General features: G+C 69.6%; 14 protein-coding genes, 2 tRNA genes and 1 pseudogene. 5 read left to right on the forward strand and 12 right to left on the reverse strand.

Features of this window, described 5'->3' with window-relative positions:
• Positions 1-57: 57 nt before the first annotated feature.
• The 3 genes from V7E09_RS04620 to V7E09_RS04630 all read left to right on the forward strand — a co-directional run bounded on the left by V7E09_RS04620 (position 58) and on the right by V7E09_RS04630 (position 573).
• Positions 58-131, forward strand: a tRNA-Asp gene (locus V7E09_RS04620).
• Between the two features lie 15 nt (positions 132-146).
• Positions 147-220, forward strand: a tRNA-Phe gene (locus tag V7E09_RS04625).
• Positions 221-270: 50 nt separating this feature from the next.
• Positions 271-573: a hypothetical protein gene (locus V7E09_RS04630; RefSeq protein WP_324509728.1), complete on the forward strand. Its 303-nt coding sequence runs from the start codon at positions 271-273 to the stop codon at positions 571-573.
• A 213-nt stretch (positions 574-786) separates the two neighbouring features.
• Here the strand turns inward: V7E09_RS04630 and V7E09_RS04635 are convergent, their stop codons facing one another.
• From V7E09_RS04635 to purL, 8 genes are all read right to left on the reverse strand, one after another.
• Complete coding sequence (locus tag V7E09_RS04635; protein WP_324523076.1) at positions 787-2,445, reverse strand: GNAT family N-acetyltransferase; 1,659 nt, start codon at positions 2,443-2,445, stop codon at positions 787-789.
• A gap of 245 nt (positions 2,446-2,690) precedes the next feature.
• Complete coding sequence (locus V7E09_RS04640) at positions 2,691-3,722, reverse strand: alpha/beta hydrolase (RefSeq protein WP_324509730.1); 1,032 nt, start codon at positions 3,720-3,722, stop codon at positions 2,691-2,693.
• A complete protein-coding gene (locus tag V7E09_RS04645) occupies positions 3,694-3,921 on the reverse strand; it encodes a DUF3073 domain-containing protein (RefSeq protein ID WP_324509731.1) in 228 nt (75 codons plus the stop codon). The genes V7E09_RS04640 and V7E09_RS04645 overlap by 29 nt, the downstream gene beginning before the upstream one ends.
• Positions 3,922-4,060: 139 nt before the next feature.
• Positions 4,061-5,128: a phosphoribosylformylglycinamidine cyclo-ligase gene (gene purM / locus V7E09_RS04650; protein ID WP_324523077.1), complete on the reverse strand. Its 1,068-nt coding sequence runs from the start codon at positions 5,126-5,128 to the stop codon at positions 4,061-4,063.
• Positions 5,121-6,593, reverse strand: a complete 1,473-nt coding sequence (gene purF, locus V7E09_RS04655; RefSeq protein WP_442956838.1) for an amidophosphoribosyltransferase — start codon at positions 6,591-6,593, stop codon at positions 5,121-5,123. The genes purM and purF overlap by 8 nt, the downstream gene beginning before the upstream one ends.
• Before the next feature lie 249 nt (positions 6,594-6,842).
• Positions 6,843-7,499 (reverse strand): DUF4870 domain-containing protein, encoded by a 657-nt coding sequence (locus tag V7E09_RS04660; RefSeq protein ID WP_324509733.1) that lies wholly within the window; start codon positions 7,497-7,499, stop codon positions 6,843-6,845.
• A 52-nt stretch (positions 7,500-7,551) separates the two neighbouring features.
• Positions 7,552-9,891 (reverse strand): DUF5979 domain-containing protein, encoded by a 2,340-nt coding sequence (locus tag V7E09_RS04665; protein ID WP_324509734.1) that lies wholly within the window; start codon positions 9,889-9,891, stop codon positions 7,552-7,554.
• Positions 9,892-9,979: 88 nt separating this feature from the next.
• Positions 9,980-12,235, reverse strand: coding sequence for a phosphoribosylformylglycinamidine synthase subunit PurL (gene purL, locus V7E09_RS04670; RefSeq protein WP_324509735.1), 2,256 nt, complete (start codon positions 12,233-12,235; stop codon positions 9,980-9,982).
• Between the two features lie 148 nt (positions 12,236-12,383).
• Here purL and V7E09_RS04675 point away from each other — a divergent pair, with 148 nt between their 5' ends.
• Entirely contained in the window at positions 12,384-13,310 is a 927-nt protein-coding gene (locus V7E09_RS04675) for an N-acetylglucosamine kinase (RefSeq protein WP_324523078.1), read from the forward strand.
• A gap of 52 nt (positions 13,311-13,362) precedes the next feature.
• On the opposite strand, the gene purQ is transcribed toward V7E09_RS04675, so the two are convergent.
• From purQ to V7E09_RS04695, 4 genes and pseudogenes are all read right to left on the reverse strand, one after another.
• Positions 13,363-14,040, reverse strand: a complete 678-nt coding sequence (gene purQ, locus V7E09_RS04680; protein WP_324509737.1) for a phosphoribosylformylglycinamidine synthase subunit PurQ — start codon at positions 14,038-14,040, stop codon at positions 13,363-13,365.
• Positions 14,037-15,189 (reverse strand): annotated as a pseudogene (locus tag V7E09_RS04685) (phosphoribosylaminoimidazolesuccinocarboxamide synthase). Before V7E09_RS04685 ends, purQ begins: the two are co-directional and overlap by 4 nt.
• Before the next feature lie 143 nt (positions 15,190-15,332).
• Entirely contained in the window at positions 15,333-16,310 is a 978-nt protein-coding gene (locus V7E09_RS04690) for an SRPBCC family protein (protein ID WP_324523079.1), read from the reverse strand.
• A gap of 37 nt (positions 16,311-16,347) precedes the next feature.
• Positions 16,348-16,767 (reverse strand): ArsR/SmtB family transcription factor, encoded by a 420-nt coding sequence (locus tag V7E09_RS04695; RefSeq protein ID WP_324523080.1) that lies wholly within the window; start codon positions 16,765-16,767, stop codon positions 16,348-16,350.
• A gap of 186 nt (positions 16,768-16,953) precedes the next feature.
• On the opposite strand from V7E09_RS04695, the gene V7E09_RS04700 reads away from it, so the two are divergent.
• Positions 16,954-17,371, forward strand: a 418-nt coding sequence (locus V7E09_RS04700) for a sensor domain-containing protein (protein WP_324523081.1), incomplete at its 3' end; no start/stop codon positions are given.

A 17,371-nucleotide genomic window follows, 5' to 3' on the forward strand; every position in this document is an offset into this window, starting at 1 on the left:
GGGCCCGGCTACGTTATGCTTCTCAAGCTGTCCGAAAGGGCAGCGGCCTTCACAAGAGGCCCCGTAGCGCAGTTGGTTAGCGCGCCGCCCTGTCACGGCGGAGGTCGCGGGTTCGAGTCCCGTCGGGGTCGCTGCCGAGAGGCAATGGCCAGGTAGCTCAGTTGGTACGAGCGTCCGCCTGAAAAGTGGAAGGTCACCGGTTCGACCCCGGTCCTGGCCACCCTGCATGTTCGTTGACGAACCCGCGCGACTCTTCCTTGTCTCTTCTGGTTGAGTTCCTCGGGCCTGCGACGCCGCGGCATTCACGTCATCACGAGCCACACCAGACCTGGGCCGCAGAGCGGGTTCCTGCGCCCAGAATCCGGCGGAGGTGCCGCGCCCGGTGAAGTTGGGGTCGGTGCGGCGGTAGAAGTCGTTGAGCCGGTCGGTGCCGAACCGCTGCTGGAGATCGTTGCCGTGCCCGGCGATCTTCCATCCGTGCTCGTCGCGTCCGGTGAGCAACGCAAAGGGCACCGCCTCGGTGAACCCGAGCAGCCGCAGCACGACCTGCTGGCGGCGAACCAGTTGCGCTGACGGCGGAAGGCGCCGTCCTGCGTCTACTCGGTGGTGGTTTCGGGGAAAGCGCTGCGGTCGAGCGGCGCAGGCTTCTGTCTCAGGTCGTTTTCTAGGTCGGCGGTCAGTTCGGCCATGGGTGGCTCCTGGGCATGATGGTGTGAACAGGCGGAAAAAGGGTGCGGAAAGCGGCGGTGGGGCGGAGAACGCCCACCGAGTCAGGGTGTGATGCGGTCAGTCGACCGGACAGCCTCCGGTGGCGGACAGCCACGCGGCCAGGGCCGAGAAGTCGGCCACGACGGGATCGATCGGGGGCAGCACATCCCCCAGCCAGGTCTGGAAGGCACGCAGCACCGGCGTCACCGCGGCAGGGGCCCGATCCAGCGTGCCGACGGCGCCGACGCGTTGGTCGAGCCACGCCAGCCTGGCGAAGAAGACGCGGCGCAGCGCATGCTGGAGCGGGGCGTCGGCTCCCTCGGCCAGCCGCACCAGCGGTGCGAGCAGGTCCTCACGGACGACCTCGACGCTCCCGCGGTCGGCCTCCGGATCCGGTGCGGACGCCTGCTCGACCTCCCCCGCCAGTGCCTGCAGCCGCGCGCGGACGTCCGCAGGCGCGGGAGCGAGGGGGCCGGACCAGGGGGTGGCGGGCACGCCGGGAGTGCGCGCGGGACGCCGACGCCGCAGGGCGCCAGGCCGGCTCAGCCACCCGGCCCGCACGTCCGCGAGGTCGAAGACGGGAGGCAGCGGGCCGAACGGCTCGGTGCGGGAGTCGTCGTGGTCGCCCAGTCCCAGCGCCGCGAGAGTCTCCTGCGGGAGGTCGAGCCGGTGCAGCACCGAGCGCGCCTGGTTCCACAACCGGGGCCAGTCAGCGACCGCGCCGCTGGCGGGCGGGAAGGCCGCGCGCCAGCCCAGGTCGTAGGCCAGCAGGACGCGCGCCAGCAGCACGTCGGCACTCACGGGGGAATCCCCGCCGAGGAATGTGCCGGTGCTCGCCAGTCGCGCCTCCAGGTGATCGAGCCGCGCGAAGAACACCTGCAGGGCCGCCCGTGAGGCGTCCTCCACGGGCGAGAAGAGCACGGTATGCGCGCCCGCCCACAGGTCGGCCTCGATCTGCCGGGCGACCACGCCGGCCGCGTCACTCCCCAGGCCCTGCCGGGCCGCCCAGCGGCGGGCCTCCTGCAGGACCGGGGCGACGGAGGCGTCCGGGAGGAACGCCCCCGACTCGTCCACGCGCCCCGCCGGTGCGGGCGGCAACTCGCTCAAGGGTCGCCTCGCGCCGAAGGAGCGACTGCCCGGCGGCCTGGGGCGCCGCGGCACGCGCAACACCTGTGTCTCCGGCAGCGGGTCCGGGACGCGGAGGGTGAAGGTGAGCAGCCGCTCGTCCCACTCCGACGCGATGATGGTCTCGCGTTCGACGCGGCGCACGAACCCCGAGGCGTAGTAGAGGCGGTGGGCCTGGGACATCTGCGGGCTGGAGTGGATCTCGATCTGGGCGAACCCGTAGGAGCGGGCGAGTTTCACCGCGTGGTCGACCAGGGCCGAGCCGAGCCGCAGCCCGCGCCCACGCGGCCCGACGGCGAGCAGGGAGAAGGTGAACTCAGCGGCCTCGAGGAACTCGATGCGGGGCGTCAGCACCAGCCCCAGCAGATGCTCGTCGGCATCGACCGCGACCCAGATCCGGAACAGTTCGGCGCGGTGGGCCAGCGTGCGCAGTCCACGCTCGTAGTCGGGGGACACCCAGCACCCTGTCGTGAAGGCGGCCACGAGGAGGTCTTCGGCACCTGGGTACTCCTCCGGTCGGGCCTCGCGGATCACCTGGCCGCCAGGCAGCCCGACGCGCGCGGTCCAGCTGGGCAGCGTCAAGAAGGGGTCGTCGTTCGCGGAAATGGGCACTCGTCACACCTGTCGTGTCGTGAAAGGGCGCGATCATCGGCGATCGCAGGGCCGAACTGGACCGCGGGAGTCCGGTTCGTCACAGACAACGACAACACGGGGAAGCCGCCATGACGTGCGCCATGCTGACCCTCCTCGCGTGGGGATGTACCTCTTGCCTCGGACGATAACAGACGGCGTCGGACCGTGTCGGGTCCCGTCTCATTCCGTGCCCGAGCACGGCACCTCTGGTGGCGGGGCCTCTCCTAACGAGGGGCTTGGCGCTCCCCGGGTGGCACATAGGCCCCCAGCCATGTGCGGACGGCAGAGAACCAACGTTGCCGCGGCGCGGCCTGGGAGAGCGAAAGGTCGTGCATCCCGCCCTCGATGCGGCTCAGCGTCACCTGATCCCCCAGGTGCCACGCGGCGGCGGCGATCCGGTCGACGTCCAGCACGATGTCGGCGCTCTTCGCCTCGGCGGTGTACCTGCGCAGAAAGGTGGTCTTGGTGGAGGTCGTCACGAGCACGGGGCAGTCGATGTCCAAGCCCTGAGCGACCCGCGCATGACCGTTCAGGATCGCCCGCACCCATCCGAGGCGCACGATCTCCGACCCCGGTGACTTCAGCTCCAGCGAGTAGTCCCACTCCCCGCCCATGTCGGCGTGCGTGGCCATCGCGTAGATCGGCTCTTCGGAGTCGGGCAGCTTCAGCGGAGAGGTCGGATTGCGGCGGCCCAGCGGCCCCAGGAGGGGCCGCATGACGCTGCCGATCCCCGCAGGCCCCCACATGTCGAGCCAGGGCGAGTTGAGCACCAGCCCGGCCAGCCTCCCGGGCCGCTCGGACGCCCACAGCGCGGCCGTGAGCCCGCCCGTGGAGTGCCCGGTGAGGACGACGGTGGGGTGCTCGCTGCGCAGGGCTGCGACCGCCGCATCCATTTCCTCGTGGTAGTCGCGGAGGTCCGCGATGTAGCCGCGAAACTGTCCCTCACGCAGGCTGCGACCGTACCGGCGCAGATCCAACGCGTAGAAGGCGTAGCCAAGCCCTTCGTAGAACTCCGCGACGTGCGGGTGGAAGAAGTAGTCGTTCCACCCGTGCACGTGGAGCACGGCTCGATCACCGCCCCGCAAGGCCGGATCGCAGCGGCGCACCAACGTGCCGACGAGCGGGGTGACCGATTCGCCGGACAGTGGTTGCGCCGTGAGCGGCAGGTCACGAATCTCAAATCCATCCAGGAGAGAATCCGGCCGCCACTGATGAACGTTGAGGCTGCTAGTACGCGCTGCGCCCCGCAGAGTCATCGTCGTCTTCTTCGTCGTCTTCGGCGTAAGGATCGTCGTACTCGTCCGCCTCGTCGGGTTCTTCCTCCACCGGTGCGCTGTAGGGCGATTGGCCGCCCCTCAGCTCCCGTTCAAGGGAGGAGAAATCCGTATCGAAGGTACGGTACTTGAGATCGCGAGCGACCTTGGTCTGCTTCGCCTTTGCACGGCCGCGCCCCATGTCCGGGTCGACCCCCTTAGCATTCTTGGCGGTCTAGCCGCGTGAGGTTGATCTGTTCGTGACGCCGATGGTACCCGAGTTCGAGGCGTGGACAAAGCTGGCCACGGCGCATGGACGCGGGCCCGGAACCGCCGCGATCTCAGGCGTGCTGGCCGACGAGTTCCACCGCCGCAGGGTCCTGAGCAGCGTCCTGGGCCGTGACCTCGCCGAGCACCCACGGAGCCAATCCGCGGGCAGCAGCCTCCCGTAGCAGCGCGTCCACGGAGCCCTGCGGGACCACCAGGGCCATGCCGACGCCCATGTTGAGGGTGGCCTCCAGGTCGAGCTGCGGGACCGCTCCCACGCCCTGCACGAGGGTGAAGATCGGGGCGGGCGTCCAGGAATCGCGCCGCAGCGTCGCGCGGACGCCCGCGGGCAGGACCCGGACCAGGTTGTTGGCCAGCCCGCCTCCGGTGATGTGGCTGATCGCGTGCACCGGCGCCGTCTCGATGAGGGCGAGGATGTCGCGCGCATACACCCGGGTCGGCGTCAGCAAGGTCTCCCCCAACGTCGTCCCCAGCTCCGGGACGTCACGATCCAGCGACCAGCCGGCCCGCTCCAGCAGCACATGCCGGACCAGCGAGTACCCATTCGAGTGCAAGCCCGAGGAGGCCAGCGCGACCACGACATCGCCGGGCAGCACGCGCTCAGGACCCAGGATCGCGGAGCGCTCCACCACGCCCGTGGTGGCGCCTGCGATGTCGTACTCATCGGGGTCCAGCAGGCCGGGATGCTCGGCGGTCTCCCCGCCCAGCAGGGAAGCCCCGGCGACCTCGCAGGCGGCCGCGATGCCGGAGACGATCGCGGCGATACGTTCGGGGACGACCTTGCCCGTGGCGATGTAGTCCGTGACGAACAACGGCTCGGCACCGACGACGACCAGGTCGTCCACGAGCATGCCGATGAGGTCGAAACCGATCGTGTCGTGGCGGTCGAGTGCTTGGGCGATGGCCACCTTGGTGCCGACGCCGTCCGTGGACGTCGCCAGCACGGGGTGGTCGTAGTTCTTGAACGCCGACGCGTCGAAGAACCCGGCGAATCCGCCCAGCCCGCCCAGCACTTCGGAACGACGCGTCCGGGCGACATGTGCCTTCATCAACTCGACGGCGCGGTCACCGGCCTCGATGTCGACGCCGGCTGCGGCGTACGCGCTGGTGGGCTCACTCATCGGTTTCCTCCTGCTGCACGGTGAGGCGCATCTGCTCGGCGATCCCTGCGGGTACCGGGACCGGGTATTGACCGTCGAAGCAGGCCCGGCACAGCCGCCGCTTCGGGACGCCGGTGGACGCCACCAGTCCCTCCAGGCTGATGTAGGCCAGCGAGTCGGCGCCGATCGAGCGGCAGATCTCCTCGGTCGACATGCCCGGGGCGATCAGCTCCGCCCGGGTCGCGAAATCGATGCCGTAGAAGCACGGCCACTCCACCGGCGGGGAACTGATCCGCACGTGCACCTCCGCGGCGCCCGCCTCGCGCAGCATCTTCACCAAGGCGCGCTGGGTGTTGCCGCGGACGATCGAGTCGTCGACCACCACGAGACGCTTGCCCTCGATGACGTCGCGGATCGGGTTGAGCTTGAGCCGGATGCCGAGTTGGCGGATCGTCTGCGACGGCTCGATGAAGGTACGCCCGACGTAGGAGTTCTTCACCAAGCCCAAGCCGTAGGGGATCCCGGATGCCTCGGCGTATCCGATGGCGCTGGGGATGCCCGACTCCGGCGTGGGGATCACCAGGTCGGCGTCCACCGGGGACTCCAGTGCGAGCGTGCGCCCGATCTCGACGCGGACCGAGTGGACGCGCCGGTCGGCGATGATCGTGTCGGGCCGTGCGAGATAGACGTACTCGAACAGGCAACCCTTGGGGTTGGCCTCGGCGAACCGGATCGAGCGCAACCCCCCGGAATCGACGGCGATCAGCTCGCCCGGCTCGACCTCGCGGATGAAGGTGGCGCCCACGATGTCGAGGGCGGCCGTCTCCGAGGCGACCACCCAGCCGCGCTCCAGGCGCCCCAGCACCAGCGGCCGGATGCCTTGGGGATCGCGGGCGGCGTACAGGGCGGAGGCGTCCATGAAGGTGAAGCAGAACGCGCCCTTCAGGCGTGGCAACACCTCGAGGGCGGCCTCCCAGGTCGTCCCGGTGAACGTCGAGAGGAGGGCGGTCACCAAGGAGGTGTCGTTGGTGGAGTCCATCGAGTCCTTGGCGACGATCTTGGCGCGCTCGTCGCGCGAGCGCAGCCAGGCCTCCAGTTCCTCGGTGTTGGTCAGGTTGCCGTTGTGCGCCAGCGCCAGGCCCCCGTTGGCGGTGGGCCGGTAGGTGGGCTGCGCGTTCTTCCAGACCGACGCCCCCGTGGTCGAGTAGCGGTCATGCCCGATGGCGAGGTGTCCGGTCAGGGAGTTGAGGGTCGGCTCGTCGAACACCTGCGAGACCAGGCCCATGTCCTTGAAGACCATGATCCGCTTGCCATTGCTGACGGCCATGCCGGCCGACTCCTGCCCGCGATGCTGCAGCGCGAACAATCCGTAGTAGGTGAGTTTGGCGACCTCTTCGCCCGGCGCCCACACACCGAACACCCCACATTCTTCACGGGGGGCTGGGTCACCGACGGGATCGAGGCGCAAGGCGTCCGTACAGGTCACGACCAGATTCTACCTTCTGGATGCCTCCCGCTCACGGGGTGGCCATTCGCGGCCACTTGACCTGCGTGTCGGCTGGTTCGCCGACGACGACGGCGCGCACCGGGGAGTGGAACAGGTGGTAGCAGGTCACCGGCGTCGGCAGGGGGCCGTGGGCTGGGTGCCCGGGCATCAGGCTGCGGACGTGTGGAGGTGGGGCACGTCGGCGAGTCTGGCGCCGGGCCCTCGGAGGCCGGGCGGGCGGCGGGCCGCTCAGCGCACCAGCGGAATCGCACCCGGGTAGCGCACCAGGCGGCCTCGGGCGGCCCGGATCGACGCGACGATCCGGGCCAGGAACCACACCAGGGCGGCCACCGCGAGGATCACGAACCCGACACCCCACGCGAGCGTGAGGGCCCCGGCCAGGAACAGCAGCGTCACGGTGATCTCGAAGTTGAGGGAGGCTCGGGCGTGAGCGCGGACCCGGGGATCGCGCTCCCCCACCGTCAGCAGGACGAGCACCGGCCCGATCCACGTGGTGAGAAGGCCCAGCCAGTGACTCGCGGGGACCCAGAACCGCTGCGCGGGAGTCAGCGGGATGCCGTCCCAGGGGTCCCGCGGGTCACGGGGGATCCGCAGGCCCGCGTAGGGATCGGCCACCGGATGCTCCCACAGGACCTGCCCCGCGTAGGGGCCGTCCTCGGGAGCTCCGACCGGTGGCAGCCAGCCTGGTCCTGACGCCTGCTCCTCGGCCAGCAGGTGGGCTGGCATGACCAGGGTCGGTTCCGGCTCCGCCACCTCCCACCCCGGGCGCTGCCCGGGCGGCGCGAAGCCGTGGTGCGCCGCCGGCGTTCCTCCGGTCGGGTCGTACCAGGGGCCTTCCGGCGCGTCGGGGCGCCGGTCGTGGGGCGGGACACCGGACGCGCTCATGACGTCCATTGTGCCCCGCGCTCACCTCGCCACCTCAGGTACTTCCCTGCCGTCACACCCTCCGACGACGGGAGAAGGCGAAGAGCCCACCGCCGACCGCCAGCAGCAGAACGCCCAGGGCGATCAGCGGCACGATCGCCTCCGAGGTGCCGGTCTGCGGCAGCAAGGGCCTGCCCGGCGTGTCGGGGGTCGCGGTGAACGTGTTCGTCAGTGCGACCTTCGCGACCGTCCCATCCCCGATGGTGATCTCGCTCAGATCGAAGGATCCAGCGCCCCACGTTCCGCCCGCGATGTCGGCCGGAGTGGACTCGGACAAGGTCACGACCGCGCCGAACGGGAGCGGGGCGCTCGTCGCGATGGTGCCGTCAGCCTTGACCGCGAGGCTGCCCGAGCCTGCGACGAACCCCTTACCCGCGGGGTAGCTGTAGTCCACGGTGAACGTGGTGTCGGCCGGCACCAGCGAGGCACCGGAGCCGGTGACGGTCTTGGCGACGCTGAACGTCCCGGTCGCCAGTCCTGCCGGGTTGTCGAGGTCGATTCCGACGTAGCTGCCCGCCTGGATCACGAACTCACGGCTGGTGAACACCGGGGTCTGCCAGCTGACGCCGGGAACGGCGGCGGGGGCAGCCTCCGCCAGGGTCACGGTCGCCCCGGCCGGGATGCCGTACACCTCCGAGGCGCGCCCATGCGCAGCGACCTCGACCGAGCCTGCGCCCGTGGACGCATCGGGAGCGGTCCAGGTGTAGTTCACCGTGAACGTCTCGTCCCCGGACAGCAACGCCGCCCCCTCACCAGAAACCGTCTTGGTGAGCGAGAAACCGCCACGGGTCTCGGCGATGGGGTTCTCCACCGTGAAGGAGGCGGCCGCACCGGCCCCGATCGTCACGGTGGCGGGCGTGATCACGGGTGCCGACCATGCGGCGCCGTCGACGGCGGCGGGGGTGCGCTCGCTCAAGGTCACCACGCCCTGAGGCAACGCGGGGCTCTCCACGCGGGAACCGTCCGCCGGGAGCGTCAGTTCTCCGGTGCCGGCTTCGAAGCCGGGCCCGACCGGGTAGGAGTAGTCCACGACGAAGGTGGCGGCGGTGGGGACCATGCCCAGCGCGGCGGGCGTCCCGGTGATCGTCTTGGCCGCGGAGAAGGTGCCTGTCTTCACGGTCGCGCGGTTGGTCAAGGTGACCGGGGTCACCTTCCCGCCGGGCAGCGTGAAGTCGTTGGAGGAGAAGCTCGGGCTCGACCAGGTCACGGTGCTCGGCTGCGTGGGAGTGTTCTCGGTGAGGGTGACGCGGCTCCCGCGCGGGAACTCGTCGCTGGTCCACGTCTCGCCGGCCGTGAGCGACCAGGTGCCGTTGATGACGTCGCCCGACGGCGGGGTCACCGCGTAGGTGCCGGTGAAGACCAGGTCCGCGGGAAGATTAGTGCCGTCCACCTGCTTGGTCAGGGACACCTTGCCGACATCGGTGCCGATACCGGTGCCGCCGCCACCGGAGAACTCCTGTCGGCGGGTGAAGGTGCCGGTCGAGGTGCCGTTGACGAAGAACTCGACTCTGTTGGAGTACGCCCCGGAGTCGCCGTTGTCGTTGACCTTGGTGAGGTACTCGACCTGGTAGTAGTACCCGGCTTCCGCAGTGAAGGTGACCTCACCGGTCGTCGTGTTGAGGGTCCACTTGTCGCGCGGGACCGGCTGGAAGTTCACGGGAACCTGGAAGCCGTACGGGTTCGTCCCTACCGTGTTGGAGTACTGCAGCCCGGGGTAGCTCCCGTCGATGACGAGCGTGTGATCGCCGTCGCCGACCGTGTCGACGACGCGGACGCTCTCGCCACCCTTCATGCCGCCTTCGTCAGCGCCGATGTGGGCCCACCACATGATCTGCTGCTTGGCAGCGTCGTAGGAACCCTCCTTGTTGTTCTTCCAGTCCAGTTCGCAGTTCTCGGTGCATTGACCCACCGGGTTCACCACGATGGTGGCCGTCGCGCTGCCCACCCGGAAGGTGTGCTCGGTGGTGGTGGTGACCTCTTCGGTCACCCGCACCCAGAAGTTGACCGTGCCCCGCAGCCCGAGCGGGTTGGCCTCGAGGTAGGAATCGACGAAGTCACACTCGATCTGGTTCGTCTTCGCGACGCAGTTGGCGATGATCGTGGTGGGATCGTCCTGGGCCCTGATCTGGAACGTCTCCCCGCGGCCCGCGATGCCCTCGCCGAGCGGAAGGGTGAACCCGGCGGGAGTGGTGGGGTTGTTCGGCAGGCTCCATTGCGCCGACAGTTGGGCGTCGGATCCCGACGTGACCTCCGTGTTGACGAACGCGATGTTCGTGAGCGTGGCGTCCGTGGTGTAGGGGCCTGCCGCGGCAGCGGTCGTCCCGCCCGTCACGACGGCGGTCAGGGCGACCAAGGTGGCCAGTACGACCGCGAAGACCTCAGGCTAGCCACTCTTCACACAGATTGCATTCCGGAACGTAATGGTGGGGTGTTTCCCCCTGTCACGCTCCCAACACGGCCGGGATGGTGGCCGTCCACCGCTCCCGAATCGCGGTCAGCGGCAGCGCGAACTGCCCGTGCACCTCGAGCACGCCCTCCCCGGTAACCTCACCCAGACGCGTGAGCGGTACTCCCTTCTCGGCGCACAGCTCGGCGAACGCGCCGTACTGCTCACCGGACAAGGACACCAGCGCACGCGCCGGAGTCTCGGAGAACAGCCACATCGTCGGATCGCCCTCGGGGAGCGTCAACGAGACACCCAGGTCGTGACGCAGCGCCGACTCCACGAGTCCCTGCGCGAGACCGCCGTCGGACAAGTCGTGCGCCGAGGAGACCAGGCCGCGCCGAGCGGCCTCGATCAGTACCTCCCCGAGAGCCTTCTCGGCCGCAAGGTCAGGCATGGGCGGGAGCCCCCCCAGATGGTGATGAACCGCATCGGCCCACGAGGAACCCGACAGTTCGTCCCGCGTGTCGCCCAGCAGCATCACCGCATCGCCGGGGAAGGCAAAGCCCATACGCGTCCGGGTAGCGACATCATCGATGACCCCCAGCATGCCGACGACCGGCGTCGGGTGGATGTTCACCCCGTCGGTCTGGTTGTAGAAACTGACGTTGCCGCCCGTGACCGGCGTTCCCAGCTCACGGCATCCGTCCACCAGCCCCATGATCGCCTCGATGAACTGCCACATCACGTCGGGGTCCTCCGGGGAACCGAAGTTCAGACAGTCGGTGATCGCGACCGGCTGGGCACCGGTGGTGGCCACGTTGCGGTACGACTCCGACAGCGCCAGTTGCGCGCCCAAGTAGGGGTTCAGCAGGCAGAACCGCGGATTGTTGTCGGTGGCCAAGGCGATGCCGAGCCCCGTCTCCTCGTCGATGCGGAGCATTCCGGAGTTCTCCGGCTGCGCCAAGACGCTGTTGCCGCGGACGTAGCGGTCGTACTGGTCGGTGATCCAGCTCTTGTCGGCCTGGTTGGGGGAGCTGATGAGGGTGAGGAGCTGATCGGCCAGTTCTCCACCGGACTGGGCGCGCGGCAAGTCTTCCGCCTTGTCCGCGTTGAGGGCATCGATCCAGTTCGGGCGCGCCGAGGGCCGATCATAGACCGGGCCGTCGTGGGCGACGGTGCGGGGATCCACATCGACGACACGCTCACCGTGGTAGTCGATCAGCAGCCGGTCACCTTCGATGACCTCACCCACCACGGTCGCGAGGACGTCCCACTTGGCGCAGATCTCCAAGAAGGTGTCGACGTCCTCAGGACGCACGACCGCCATCATCCGCTCCTGGCTCTCGCTCATGAGGATCTCCTCAGGCGACAGCGTCGGGTCACGCAGCACGACCACATCGAGGTCGACGTGCATGCCGCCGTCGCCCGCGCTGGCCAACTCCGAGGTGGCGCACGAGATGCCCGCGGCGCCGAAGTCCTGAATGCCGGTGATGATGCCCGCCGCGAACAACTCCAGCGTGCACTCGATGAGCAGCTTCTCCATGAACGGGTCGCCCACCTGGACGCTGGGTCGCTTGGCGGGGCCGTCGGCGTCGAACGTCTCCGAGGCGAGAATCGAGGCCCCGCCGATGCCGTCGCCGCCGGTGGCCGCGCCGTACATGATCACCTTGTTGCCCAGACCGGACGCCTTCGCGAGCTTGAGGTCGTCATGCTTGAGGACGCCGACGCACAAGGCGTTGACCAGCGGATTGCCCGCATAGGTGGCGTCGAACATCACCTCGCCGCCAATGTTGGGCAGGCCCAGGCAGTTGCCGTAGCCGCCGACGCCCGCCACGATGCCCGGCAGGACGCGGGCCGTGTCGGGGGCGTCGAGGGGGCCGAACCGCAGCGGGTCCATGACGCCGATGGGGCGGGCACCCATGGCGAGGATGTCGCGCACAATGCCCCCCACGCCGGTGGCCGCACCCTGGTAGGGCTCCACGTAGGAGGGGTGGTTGTGGGACTCGATCTTGAAGGTGACCGCCCAGTCGCCGCCGATGTCGACGACGCCCGCCTGCTCGCCGATGCCCGCCAGCAGCGGCCCGCGGGGCGTGTCATTGCCCAGAACCCCGAAGCGCGCCAGATGCTTCTTCGATGACTTGTAGGAGCAGTGCTCCGACCACATCACCGAGTACATGGCGAGTTCGCAGCCGGTGGGGCGGCGTCCGAGGATCTCCTTGATGCGGGTGTACTCGTCGGCCTTCAGCCCGAGTTCAGCCCAGGGCTGCTCCGTATCGGGGGTTGCCCAAGCGTTCTCTACCGTGTCGACCACGGCGTCAATCTATCGTGCCGACAGCCCGCTCGCCGTCGCCGCCCACCCCTGCTGTCGGTGCAGGACTGACGCCGGAACGAGTGGCGTTGTAGCGTGGTGTCCAGGCGGCGACGCGGGGGTCGCGCCCCTAGACAACGGGAGGTCCACCGTGCTGAATCAGACCACCGCCCTAGCCCTGGACGCGGGTCAGTCCTCGACCCGCGCACGCCTGGTCGGGGCCGACGCTGACGACCTGTCGCTGACCGGCGTCAACACCGCTCAACCGCTGGCACCGCAATGGGACGCCCTGATCCGCACCGCACTGGCGGCCGACCGGGACGCGCCGGGGCCCGTCACCACCGTCGCCGTCGGCTCCAGCGGGCTGGGGCGTGAGACCGCCCACGACCTCCTCGCCCTGCTCGGGGGCACGCCGGTGCGCCGCGTCGTCCTCGCGCACGATTCGATCACCAGCTACCTGGGAGCCCTCGGCGACGGCGAGGGCTGTGTGATCGCCGCCGGCACCGGCACGATCTGCCTCGCCGTCGGTCCGCACGAAGCGGCCCGGGTGGACGGCTGGGGCAACCTCATCGGCGACGCGGGATCGGCGTACTGGATCGGTCGTACCGCGATGGAGGCCGCCATGCGCGGCTACGACGGCCGCCGCCAGATGACGGCCCTCACGGGGTTGCTCAAACAGGAGTTCCCCGACCTGGAGAATGCCTACCTCGAACTGCAGTCCGACCCCGACAAAGTCGCCCGGATCGCCGCGTTCTCCGCCCAGGTGAACCAGGTGGCCGCCTCCGACCGGGTAGCGGGCACCATCATGGACAAGGCTGCCGCTCACCTCTCCGAGTCGGTGCAGGCGGCGCTGCGCCGCGTCCGGCTCGGCGGCCCGAACGTGCCGCGCGTCGCGGCCATCGGCGGCGTATTCGGCAGCGAACGCGTCCTGCGCCGGTTCACCGACTACCTGACACTGCAGTGGCCGACCTTCGCGCTCATCACCCCGCAGGGTGAGGGCATCGACGGGGCGCAAGCCCTCCTGACGCTGCCGGTGACGCATCCGCTGTACGCACGGCTGTCCATCGCTGAACGCTGACCCTCACCGCCCGACCCAGCCGGGCCAGGCGGCTAGCCGCCAACGCCCGGCGTCAGACGCGCGCGGACAGGAAGGAGGCCAGGCTGTCGAAGAACAGCCGCCCGTCCAGGGAGGGCCCGGTGAGTTCCTCGACGTTGTGCTCGGGGTGCGGCATGAGGCCCACCACGTTGCCTCGGGCGTTGGTGACGCCCGCGATGTCGTTGACCGAACCGTTCGGATTGAGCCCGGAGTAGCGGAACACGATCTGGTTCTCGCCCTCCAGGCGGGCGAGCGTCTCCTCGTCGGCCAGATAGCGGCCTTCGCCGTTCTTCAAGACGATCTCGATCTCTTGGCCTTCATCCATCGCGCACGTCCAGACGGTGTCGCGGGATACGACCTGCAGGCGCTGGTCACGGCACACGAACGTGCGCCGGTCGTTGCGGATCAGGGCGCCGGGGAGCAGGTGCGACTCACACAGCACCTGGAAGCCGTTGCAGATACCCAGGACGGGAAGGCCGTCGTCGGCGGCCTTGATGACCTCGGACATGATGGGGCTGAACCGGGCGATCGCGCCGCAGCGCAGGTAGTCGCCATAGGAGAAGCCTCCCGGCAGGATCACCGCGTCGACGCCCTCAAGATCGTGGGCGGCGTGCCACAGCGGCACCGCCTCCAAGCCCATCACCGACACGGCACGGGCGGCGTCCTGGTCGTCGAGGGAGCCCGGAAACGTGACGACCCCGACGCGGGTCATGCGTTCTCCACCCGCACGTCGAAGGCCTCGATCACGGTGTTGGCCAGCAGCTTCTCCGCGGCATCGCGCACCTCGTCGAGACGCTCGGGAGTCACCTCGCCGTCGACGGTGATCTCGAACCGCTTGCCCTGACGCACCGTCAGCCCCTCGAATCCGAGGCGCTTGAGTGCGCCGGTCACCGCCTTGCCCTGGGGATCCAGGATCTCCGGCTTCGGCATCACGTCAACGATCACTCGCGCCATGGCCGCGATCCTATCGGACCCACCGCTGCCCAACGCGCGCGGCCGCCACCGTGGGCGTCAGGCCCGGTCAGGCGTTGAACGGACGCCCCGTCAACCGGGTGTAGGCCTCCAGGTACCGATCCCGTGTGGCAGCGACGACGGACGCCGGCAGCGCAGGCGGGGGGACGTCGGAGTTCTTGTTCCAGCCCGACTGCTCGGCGAGGTAGTCGCGCACGAACTGCTTGTCGAAGCTCGGCTGGGCGCCGCCGGGGAACCAGCGTTCGGCGTCCCAGAACCGTGACGAGTCGGGGGTGAGCACCTCGTCGGCCAAGACGATGGTGCCGTCCGCGCGGCGTCCGAACTCGAACTTGGTGTCGGCCAGGATCACGCCGCGCTCCCGGGCGATCTTCTCGGCACGCGCGTAGATCGCCAGCGACAGCCGCCTTAGTTCCTCGGCGGTCTCGCGCCCGTGGAGCTCGACGATCCGCTCGAACGGAACGTTCTCGTCGTGCTCCCCCAACTCGGCCTTGATGGCCGGGGTGAAGATCGGCTCCGGCAGTCGGTCGCCGTCGCGCAGGCCAGCGGGGAGCCGGATGCCGGTCACGGTGCCGGTCGTGCGGTACTCCGCCCACCCCGAACCGGTGAGGTATCCACGCACGACGCATTCGACGGGGATCATGGCGAGCCGTTCGGTGACCAGGGCGCGCCCGGCGACGGCCGGGGGCACGTCGGCGGACACGACGTGGTTGGGGACCAGATCGGCCAACTGGTCGAACCACCACAGGCTCAGTTTGGTCAGCACCGCCCCCTTGTCGGTGATGACGCTGGACAAGACGTGGTCGAACGCGGAGATGGAATCGGTGGCGACCATCAGGAACCGACCGGGCCCTCTGCCGTCGACCGCCTCGACGTCGGGCAGCGCGTACATGCGCCGCACCTTGCCCGCATACACCAGCGGGAGATCGAGGCCGTAGTAGTCGTCCGTCACGTCTCGATGGTAAGGCGGCCGCCCCTGCCCGGCGGGTGGTGTCCGGGGGACAGTCGCCGTCACCCCGGACACCCACGCTCACGCTAGGAGGAGCCCAGCACCTCCCGCTCCAGCCGGGCGTAGGAGGTCTCCATGCCGTCGGCCATGCCGGTCCCCAGGATCATGTCGCGGGTGGCGGCGTCGGGGTAGGTGACGACCAGCGACAGCAGCGTCCCGCCCTGGGCCGGGGTGAGGGTGAGTTCGTTGCGGGTCTGCGGGCCCTCGGTGCCGATCATCTGCTCCGTCGTCACCTCGCGGTGCGGGGACGCCGACTCCAGCAGGGTGCCGGTGAAGCCGAAGCTCTGCTCTCCGTCCTCGCTGGCCCACTGCTGGGTGTAGGTGTCGCCGACGTTCTCAGCGACGATGCACACCGGCATCGTCCAGCCGTCGGGCCCCAGCAGCCAGCGCTTCATCAGGTCGGGGTCGTGGTGAGCGCGCCACACGTCCGCGACCGAGCCGCGGATGATCCGGGTGATGCGCACCTGCGTGTCGCTGAGGATCTGCGTCTGGGTTCCCGCACCCAGGGCAAACGACGCCAGGTCGGCCAGGACGGCGTCGATCTGGCTCATGGACTCGCGGACGCCCTCCTCCATGCCCATCGCCACGACTTGCTCGAGTTGCTCGGCGCTGGCGAACGTCGAGGTGACGGTGAGCCGGGAGCCGGCGTCGGTCTCCTCGAAGTCGAATTCCGCGCGCATGGCGGTCATCTCCTCGGCGGGGTTGCCCTCCAGGTCGGCGAACCCGTCGGTGACCACGAACCTGCTCGGTTCCTCCACCACCTCCCAGGCCCAGTAGCCGCCGTGCTGTTCCCCCTCCGGGCCGGTCATGTAGTAGTGGCTGCGTCCCCCGACGAAGGCGTCGTGGCGGGTGAACGTGGAGGGATACGTCGGCGGCCCCCAGAACTTCTCGATCTGCCGGGCGTCGACGTAGGCGTCCCAGAGGCGCTGCCGTGACACGCCGAAGTCGGCGACGACGGTGAGCGTGAGCGCCTCGGCGTCGCGGGTGAGAGATGTGACGGGCATGATGATTCCTTTCGGTGGGCCGTCGCGGCGGCGCCGCTCAGGTCGTCGTGGGGTCGGTCGTCGTGGGGTCGGTTGCGTCGAGTGGGGACGCGGTGGGTGCGAGCGTCGTGGGATCGGATGTGGAGGGATCCGTCGGCAGCAGGGCGTCGAGCCGGTCGATCCGGCCTTGCCACACCAGATCGAGGTCGTCGAGCAGGCCATGGACGCGACGCAGCGCCTCCACGTCTCCTCGCACGACCCGTTCGCGTCCGCGGCGCTGCTTGGTGACCAGGCCTGCGCCTTCGAGCACCGCAATGTGCTTCTGCACCGCCGCGAACGACATGGCGTAGTCGGCGGCCAGTTCGGTCACGTTCGCTCCACCCGCCATCGTGCGGCGGACGATGTCGCGCCGGGTGGCGTCGGCGAGCGCCCGGAAGACCCGGTCCACCTGAGACTCACTCCACTGTCGTACAACCATTTGGTTGTAGGTTAGGGCGGCGCCGCCTCTCGCGCAAGAGGGGGACACCGCGGGCCGCCCGCTCACGTGCGGGGAGGCCCCGGCCCCAGTCCGGATCGGCGGGGAGCTGCAGTCGGGCCAGCCCGACACCCCAGTGTCGCGCCAGCGGGATCGTGGCCGCCGAGCCACATCCGTAGCGTCGAGGACATGACAACGGCCCATGCGCACACCGAAGATGACCAGGTGCCCGATCCCCTCGACTCCCCGGTGGCAGAGCGCCGGTCGGCTGTCCGTGCAGCCTTGGCCCGCTGGGGCGCTCAGGCCGCCTACCTCGCGCCCAGCTTCCCGCTCAGCCTGGCCGCGTTCCTGCTGTCCTGGACGCTCGCCCTCACCGGTGCCGCGCTCGTCATCGTCTGGGTGGGATTGGCGGTCCTCGTCGCCGCCCTGCTGTGCGCCCGAGGCTTCGCAACGCTCGAGCGGCTGCGCCTGCGGGCGCTGCGCGGCGAACCGATCCCGCGCCACCTCTACCCCGCCGCCCCACCGGAGGCGGGACGCGTGCGTCGCCTGCTATGGCCCGCGCGACAGCCGCAATCCTGGCTGGATCTGGCCTGGACGCTGGTCGGCT

This window comes from Propioniciclava sp., from assembly GCF_036744435.1.
GTDB lineage: Bacteria > Actinomycetota > Actinomycetes > Propionibacteriales > Propionibacteriaceae > Propioniciclava.

Bases quoted from the DNA above. Each gene is read 5' to 3' on its own strand.
- purM (WP_324523077.1), bottom strand. From the start codon at position 5,128: ATGAGTGAGCCCACCAGCGCGTACGCCGCAGCCGGCGTCGACATCGAG.
- V7E09_RS04695 (WP_324523080.1), bottom strand. From the start codon at position 16,767: ATGGTTGTACGACAGTGGAGTGAGTCTCAGGTGGACCGGGTCTTCCGG.
- V7E09_RS04645 (WP_324509731.1), bottom strand. From the start codon at position 3,921: ATGGGGCGCGGCCGTGCAAAGGCGAAGCAGACCAAGGTCGCTCGCGAT.
- V7E09_RS04660 (WP_324509733.1), bottom strand. From the start codon at position 7,499: ATGAGCGCGTCCGGTGTCCCGCCCCACGACCGGCGCCCCGACGCGCCG.
- V7E09_RS04690 (WP_324523079.1), bottom strand. From the start codon at position 16,310: ATGCCCGTCACATCTCTCACCCGCGACGCCGAGGCGCTCACGCTCACC.
- purQ (WP_324509737.1), bottom strand. From the start codon at position 14,040: ATGACCCGCGTCGGGGTCGTCACGTTTCCGGGCTCCCTCGACGACCAG.
- V7E09_RS04640 (WP_324509730.1), bottom strand. From the start codon at position 3,722: ATGACTCTGCGGGGCGCAGCGCGTACTAGCAGCCTCAACGTTCATCAG.